Raw genomic sequence first — 7064 nt, 5'->3', positions numbered from 1 at the left:
GTGGTTCGGGCCGGGTGGTTCGGGCCGGGTGGTTCGGGCCGGGTGGTTCGGGCCGGGCGGTTCGGGCCGGGCGGTTCGGGCCGGGCGGTTCGGGCCGGGCGGCGCAGGGCTTGGGTGGTCCGGGCTGAGCGGTCCGGGCTGAGCGGTCCGGGCTGAGCGGTCCGGACTGAGCGGTCCGGACTGAGCGGTCCGGACTGAGCGGTCCGGACTGAGCGGTCCGGACTGAGCGGTCCGGACTGAGCGGTCCGGGCTGATCCGGGCGGGTCCGGATCCGAGCCGGGGCTGGGCGGACCTGGGCCGGGCGGACCTGGGCTGGGCGGGCGGTCTGGGCCTGGGCGGATCGTGGCTGGGCGGATCTGGGTCCGGGCCGATTTGCGTCCGGGCCGGTTTGCGTCCGGGCGGAACTGGTTCAGGCAGAGCCGGGCCAGCCCGCCCTCAGTCCCAAGCAGAGCCGGGCCAGCCCCCGAGGCCCCGACAACCGGTGCCCGGACCTCCCCCGCGACAGCGAAGACAGCGAAGACAGCGGCGAACCGGCAGGAGTCCAGCGCGAGCCCAGCGCCCCGCAACCCGCCCCATACCCGACAACGGCTCACCCGAAGGGGTGGATTCCTCTGTAGACGGTGGCATGGTGGAGGGCATGAGCCCGCGAACAGGCCTGGCCCGCGTGCTGGACGACCTCGGCACCACCCTGATCGATCTGGTCCGCGGCGACCCGAGCCGGTCCACCGGCATCGGTGGCGTGGTGATCCACGACCCGCACGACGACCAGGCGCCGCCGCCGTCCGCGCTGGTGCTGGGGGTCGGGGTGGCGGAGCCCGTGGGAATCCTGCGGGAGCTGGGGGCGCACGGGGCGGCCGCGCTCGTCGTCCGCGGGCCGGTCGACGTCACGCCCGAGATCGCCGCCGCCGTCGACGCGTCGGGGGTGGCGCTGCTCGGGCTGGCGCAGGGCGCGTCGTGGACGCAGCTCGCCGCGATGCTGCGGTCGTTGCTCGCCGAGGGGCAGGTGGACCCGTCGGAGACGCTCGGCGGGGTGCCTGCCGGGGATCTGTTCGCGCTGGCCAACGCGGTGGCGTCGCTGATCGGCGCACCGGTGACGATCGAGGACCGCAGCTCGCGCGTGCTCGCGTTCTCCGGGCGGCAGGACGAGGCCGACTCGTCCCGGGTGGAGACGATCCTCGGGCGGCAGGTGCCGGCGCGGTACTCGCAGCTGCTGGAGGCGCGCGGCGTGTTCCAGCGGCTCTACCGCAGCGACCAGCCCGTCTACGTCGACGGTCTGCCCGCCGACGACGGGGGCATGTGCCTGCCTCGGGTGGCCGTGGCGGTGCGGGCGGGTGACGAGGTCCTCGGCTCGATCTGGGCCGCGGTCCGGTCACCGCTGCCGCCGGACGGCACCGCCGCGTTCCGCGACGCCGCCAAGCTGGTGGCGTTGCACATGATGCGCCAGCGGGCCGGTGCCGACGTCGAACGGCGGCTGCGCGCCGACCTGGTCTCGACGGCGGTCGAGGGTGGCGCGGGCGCGGCGGAGGCGGTGCGGCGGCTCGGTCTGGCCGACCAGTCCTGCGTGGTGCTGGCGCTCGCGCTGGCCCACTCGCACGGGGACGACCCCGCCTCGCACGCGCGGCTGCTCGCCGAACGCCAGCAGGTCGCCGACGCGTTCGCCATGCACCTGACCGCCGTCCACCCGCGCGCCGCGACCGCGTTGATCAGCGATGTCGCCTACGCGATCCTGCCGGCCGAGTCCGAGGACAGGGCGTTGCGGATCGCGACCGACTTCCGCAACCGCATCGGCAACCACGTGCTGGTGGGGGTCGGCGAGGTGGCGGACGGGCTCACCCTGTCGCGGTCCCGGGCCGGCGCCGACCTGGTGCTGCGGGTGCTGCGGGCCGGTCGTGCCTCCCAGCCGGTGGCGCGGGTGTCCGACGTGCACAGCGAGGGGTTGCTGCTGGAGCTGTCCGACCTGATCGCCGAGCGCGGGGACGCGCTGACCGGGCCGGTCGCGCGGCTGATCGCCTACGACCGCAAGCACGGTGCCTGCCTGGTGGAGACGCTCAGTGCCTGGCTGGACGCCTTCGGCGACGTCGCCGCCGCGTCCGCCGCGGTGTTCGTGCACCCCAACACCTTCCGGTACCGGCTGCGGCGGTTGTCGGAGGTCGGCGAGATCGACCTCAGCGATCCGAACGCCCGGTTCGCGGCGATGCTGCAACTGCGGCTGTGGCGGCCAGGTGCCGCCGGGCCAGCGCCACGAACGCCCCGGTCGACGGATGCGCCGGCGGCGACGGCCAGGCCAGGTGCACGGTGACCGGTTCGGCGTCGGTCAGCGGCAGGTAGGTCACACCGGGGTGCGGGTTGTGGTGGCTGGTGCCCGCGGCCGTGACGCCGACCGTCGCGCCGGTCGCGATGGAGGTGAGCCACTCGACCACGCCCGGCACGTCCGCGGTCCGCGGTCGCGCCCCGACCGGCCAGAGATCGGCCGTGGTCGTCGCCGCCGTCTCGCACACGGACACGACCTCCCCCGCGAGGTCGCCCAGTGCGACGGCGTCGCGCGCCGCCAGCGGGTGGTCGTCCGCCACCGCCGCCAGGCGGGGTTCCTCGAGCAACGCCACGTGCTCCACGCCGGCCCCGAGCGGTGAGGTGCGCAGGACCGCCACGTCCGCCTCGCCGCGCCGCAGCGCGGCCTCCGGGTCGTCGCAGCGGCGGATGCGCACCGGCACCTCCGGGTGCTCCCGGCGCCACTCCCGCAGGAACGGGGTGGTGAACCGGCCGAGCGCGGCCCAGGCGAAGGTCAGGCGCAGCGGCTGCGGCCGCGCGACCTCCGCGAGGGCCGAGTCCAGGGAGGCGAGGATGCGGTGGCTGTGCTCCCACAGGCGCCTGCCGGGCTCGGTCAGGGCGACGTGGCGGGTGGTGCGGTCGGCGAGGCGCACGCCCAGGCGGCGTTCGAGCTGCTCGAGGGTGCGGGAGAGGGCGGGCTGGGTGACGTGCAGCGCCTGCGCGGCCGCGGTGATCGACCGGTGGTCGCCAATGGCGGCGAGCGCACGGAGGTGACGCAGCTCGACATTCATGACCGCCGATCATAAGTGCTTCAGGAACGGCATTTCCGGCCCGCAGCGAGCGCGCCTAGCGTCGAAGTCATGAGAATTCTGCTCGTAGGGGCGACCGGCACGCTGGGCACCGCGGTGCACCAGGAGCTGGTCGCGCGCAAGCACGACGTCGTCACCGTCGCCCGCACCGGCGGCGACCTGCGCTACGACGTGACCGATCCCGCCCAGGTCGCGCAGCTCTACCGGACCGTGGGCCAGGTCGACGCCCTCGCGTCGGCCGCCGGCAGCGCCCCGTACAAGCCGGTCGCCGAGCTGACGGTCGCCGACTACCAGGCCGCGGTGACCGGCAAGGTGCTCTCGCAGGTGGCACTGGTGCAGGAAGGCCTCACGCACGTGACCGGGTCGTTCACGCTGATCACCGGCGTGCTCGCGCGTGAGCCCGTCGTCACCGGTGCCGCGGCTGCGCTGGCCAACGGCGCGGTGGAGGCGTTCGTGCGCGCCGCCGCCATCGAGATCGCCCCGCGGCGCATCAACGCCGTGAGCCCGACGGTCTTCACCGAGTCGCTCGACGTCTACGGCGACGTCTTCCCCGGCATGAAGCCGGTGCCGCTGGCCGACGTGGTGCGGGCCTACGTCCGCTCGATCGAGGGGCGGCAGACCGGGCAGGTCTACGTGCCCTGACCCGCAACCGCTAAGTGCCCTCAACGCGCACGCGGCCGAGCAGTCCGTCCACCAGCTCCGGCAGCGGGCGCGTGCCCGCGCTCTCCAGCCACAGGGCGATCCCGGTCCGCACGGTGGCGAGGAACGTCGCCGCCGTCAGCCGTGCCACGTCCTCGCCGAGACCGGGTTCCCTGGCGGCCAGCACGGCGGTCAGGTCGCGTTCGAGCGCGACCTGGTCGGCCGCCTGGCGGGCGAGCAGGGACGGGTGCCGGCGCAGCAGCCGCAGCTGGGCCGTCCACTCGACGTCGGGGACGGGCCAGGCGCGGTAGCGCTCGGCGGTCGCCGCGCGCAGGGCCTGCCAGGGCCGTTCCCGAGCGGGCCTGGCTTCGAGCAGGGCCACCAGCGCCCTGGTCCGCTCGCGTTCCGCGGCCAGGACGGCGTCCTCCTTGCCCGTGAAGTAGTTGGAGAACGTCCTGCGCGACACCCCGGCCTCGTCCGCGATGTCCTCGACCGTCACCCCGTCCAGGCCGCGTTCCACCGCGAGCCGCAGCGCCGCCGCCGCCAGCGAGCGCCTGGTCACCGCCTTCTTGTGCTCGCGCAGCGTGGGCAGGGTCTCCATGCGCTCAGCGTAGTCGCAGCCCGAGTTGCCCATTGCGCAAATTTGCACAACGCGCAAGAATTGAGGCGACGAAGGGGTGGACGTGAAGATCGAGACTCAGGCGATGGGGCACCGGCAGGTGCTCGAGTCGTTGTCCGGGCTGCTGCTCGCGCTGTTCGTGGCCATGGTCAGCTCCACGGTGGTCTCCACCGCGCTGCCGCGGATCATCGGCTCGCTGAACGGCACCCAGACCCAGTACACGTGGGTGGTCACCGCCACCCTGCTCACGGCGACGGCCACCACCCCGATCTGGGGCAAGCTCGCCGACCTGTTCAACAAGAAGACGCTGGTCCAGGCCGCGATCGTGGTCTTCGTGATCGGCTCGCTGCTCAGCGGCTTCGCCCAGGACACCGGTCAGCTGATCGCGGCCCGCGCGTTCCAGGGCCTCGGTGTCGGCGGCCTGCAGGCGCTGGTGCAGGTCGTGATCGCGGCGATCATCCCGCCGCGCGAGCGCGGCCGCTACAACGGCTACCTCGGCGCGGTCATGGCCGTCGCCACGGTCGGCGGGCCGCTGCTCGGCGGTCTCATCGTCGACGTCTCGTGGCTCGGCTGGCGCTGGTGCTTCTGGGTCGCCGTGCCGATCGCCGCGCTCGCGTTCGCGGTGCTGCAGGCGACCCTGAAGCTGGAGACCGCGCGCCGGGAGAACGTCAAGATCGACTACCTCGGCGCGGTCCTCATCGCCGCGGGCGTGAGCGTGCTGCTCGTCTGGGTCTCGTTCGTCGGCAACTCGTTCGACTGGCTGTCCTGGCAGACCGCGGCCATGGTCGCGGGCGGGCTCGTGCTGCTCGGCGCCGCCGTCGCGGTGGAGATGAAGGTCCGGGAACCCGTCGTGCCGCTGCACATCGTGGTCAAGCGCACCCCGGCGCTCGCCATCATCGCGAGCCTCGCCGTCGGCATGGCCATGTTCGGCGGCGCGGTGTTCCTCGGCCAGTACTTCCAGATCGGCCGCGGCTACTCCCCCACCGAGGCGGGCCTGCTGACCATCCCGATGATGGCGGGCGTGCTGCTGTCGTCCACGATCTCCGGCCGCATGATCAGCCGCTCGGGCGCGATCAAGCCGTACATCGTCTCCGGCACGATCATCCTGGTGCTCGGGTTCCTGGGACTGGGCATGGTCGACCACGCCACCGCGCTGTGGATCGTCGGCACCGCGATGGCCGTCGTCGGCGTCGGCGTCGGCATGACCATGCAGAACCTCGTGCTGGCGGTGCAGAACAGCGTCCCGCTGAGCGAGCTCGGCGCCGCCAGCGCGTCGGTCACGTTCTTCCGGTCGCTGGGCGGCACGATCGGCGTCTCGGTGCTCGGCGCGGTGCTCGCGAACCGCGTCACCGCCGACCTGTCCGCCGCCCTGCACGTGCCGGCGGGCCAGTCCACCGGCAGCACCAGCGCGCTGAACCTCCAGGCGCTGCCGCCCGAGGTGCAGACCGTCGTGCACACCGTCTACGGCGACGCGACCGCGCACATCTTCCTGATCTCCGCGGCCGTGGCAGTCGTCGGTGTGATCGCGGCACTGCTGCTCAAGCCGATCACCCTGCGCACCACCATCGACCTGGAGAAGAAGGAAGCGGACACCGCGGTCACCCGCTAGCTGTACTGCCCAGCGAGGTTGCGAACGGTCCGACACGTGATCGGATGATCTTGGCATGAGGGAGGGCCTCCGGGTTCGGTGTGGATTGCGACATCTGCACCGGCTAGCCAGGAGGCCCTCGATTACTCACGCTAACGCACCGCTGACCGAGCTGGGCAGGCTACGTCTTGCCCGGTGTGTCGTCGAGGATGAATGGCCTGTTCGGCGGGCCGCTGAGCGATTCCAGGTGTCGGTCAGCACGGCGCAGCGGTGGGCCGGCCGCTACCGCGAACTCGGCACGGCGGGCATGGCCGACCGGTCCTCCCGCCCGCTGGCGTGCCCGCGCCGGACCCCGACGCGCACCGAACGGCGGATCATCAAGGTCCGCCTGGCGCGGCGGTGGGGACCTGCGCGGATCGCGTATCTGCTCGGGCTGGTGCCCTCGACCGTGCACCGGGTGCTGACCCGCTACGGCCTGGCCCGGCTCCGCCACGTGGACCGCGCCACCGGGCAGCCGGTGCGCCGCTACGAACGCGCCACGCCGGGCGAGCTCGTCCACGTCGACATCAAGAAGCTGGGCAACATCCCCGACGGCGGCGGCCACAAGATCCACGGCAGGCAAGCCGGCCAGCGCAACAGCTCCGCACACCGCGACCCCGCCCGGCGCCGCAAGGTCGGCGGCCGGCCCAACCTCGGCTACAGCTACCTGCACAACGCCGTGGACGACCACTCCCGCCTCGCCTACAGCGAAATCCTGCCCGACGAGACCAAGGAAACCGCCGTCGCGTTCTGGCAGCGAGCGCAGACCTTCTTCCACGCCAGCGGAATCACCGTCGAGCGGGTGCTCACCGACAACGGGTCGTGCTACCGCTCCCTGCTCTGGCGCGACACCCTGGCCGACGCCGGGATCACGCACAAACGCACCCGTCCCTACCGTCCCCAGACCAACGGCAAGGTGGAGCGCTTCAACCGCACCCTGCTCGACGAATGGGCTTACGCCCGCCCCTACCGCACCGAAACCGAGCGCCGCGAGGCGTTCCCGCGGTGGCTTCACACCTACAATCACCACCGCGGTCACACCGCACTCAAAGGCCAGCCACCCGCCAGCCGCGTTCCGAACCTTTCAGGTCAGTACAGCTAG

Annotated in this window: 5 protein-coding genes and 1 pseudogene; 4 read left to right on the top strand and 2 right to left on the bottom strand. The window is 72.9% G+C overall.

Going from position 1 to position 7064, the window contains the following annotated elements; genetic code table 11:
* Nucleotides 1-637 precede the first annotated feature (637 nt).
* Nucleotides 638-2299, top strand: a complete 1662-nt coding sequence (locus BMW88_RS40685; protein ID WP_245778402.1) for a PucR family transcriptional regulator — start codon at nucleotides 638-640, stop codon at nucleotides 2297-2299.
* Here the strand turns inward: BMW88_RS40685 and BMW88_RS40680 are convergent.
* Nucleotides 2280-3059: pseudogene (locus BMW88_RS40680) on the bottom strand (LysR family transcriptional regulator); the annotation flags it as partial. The gene BMW88_RS40685 and the pseudogene BMW88_RS40680 sit on opposite strands and share 20 nt — an antisense overlap.
* 69 nt (nucleotides 3060-3128) lie before the next feature.
* On the opposite strand from BMW88_RS40680, the gene BMW88_RS40675 reads away from it, so the two are divergent.
* The gene (locus BMW88_RS40675) at nucleotides 3129-3719 is read left to right on the top strand and encodes a short chain dehydrogenase (RefSeq protein WP_089962585.1); all 591 of its coding nucleotides are present in this window, start codon (nucleotides 3129-3131) and stop codon (nucleotides 3717-3719) included.
* 10 nt (nucleotides 3720-3729) lie between these two features.
* On the opposite strand, the gene BMW88_RS40670 is transcribed toward BMW88_RS40675, so the two are convergent.
* Complete coding sequence (locus tag BMW88_RS40670; protein WP_089962593.1) at nucleotides 3730-4317, bottom strand: TetR/AcrR family transcriptional regulator; 588 nt, start codon at nucleotides 4315-4317, stop codon at nucleotides 3730-3732.
* Nucleotides 4318-4420: 103 nt separating this feature from the next.
* On the opposite strand from BMW88_RS40670, the gene BMW88_RS40665 reads away from it, so the two are divergent.
* Nucleotides 4421-5944, top strand: a complete 1524-nt coding sequence (locus tag BMW88_RS40665) for an MDR family MFS transporter (protein WP_089962591.1) — start codon at nucleotides 4421-4423, stop codon at nucleotides 5942-5944.
* Between the two features lie 121 nt (nucleotides 5945-6065).
* Entirely contained in the window at nucleotides 6066-7064 is a 999-nt protein-coding gene (locus BMW88_RS40660) for an IS481 family transposase (protein WP_089960151.1), read from the top strand.

The organism is Lentzea xinjiangensis (genome assembly GCF_900110955.1).
Classification (GTDB): Bacteria; Actinomycetota; Actinomycetes; order Mycobacteriales; family Pseudonocardiaceae; genus Lentzea; species Lentzea xinjiangensis.
Note: the sequence above shows the minus strand (reverse complement) of the source record. Positions and strands in the feature narration are given on the sequence as shown.

What these genes read in the sequence shown, in the direction of transcription:
- BMW88_RS40685 (WP_245778402.1), top strand. Translation starts at nt 638, where the DNA reads ATGAGCCCGCGAACAGGCCTGGCCCGCGTGCTGGACGACCTCGGCACC.
- BMW88_RS40675 (WP_089962585.1), top strand. Translation starts at nt 3,129, where the DNA reads ATGAGAATTCTGCTCGTAGGGGCGACCGGCACGCTGGGCACCGCGGTG.
- BMW88_RS40670 (WP_089962593.1), bottom strand. Translation starts at nt 4,317, where the DNA reads ATGGAGACCCTGCCCACGCTGCGCGAGCACAAGAAGGCGGTGACCAGG.
- BMW88_RS40665 (WP_089962591.1), top strand. Translation starts at nt 4,421, where the DNA reads ATGGGGCACCGGCAGGTGCTCGAGTCGTTGTCCGGGCTGCTGCTCGCG.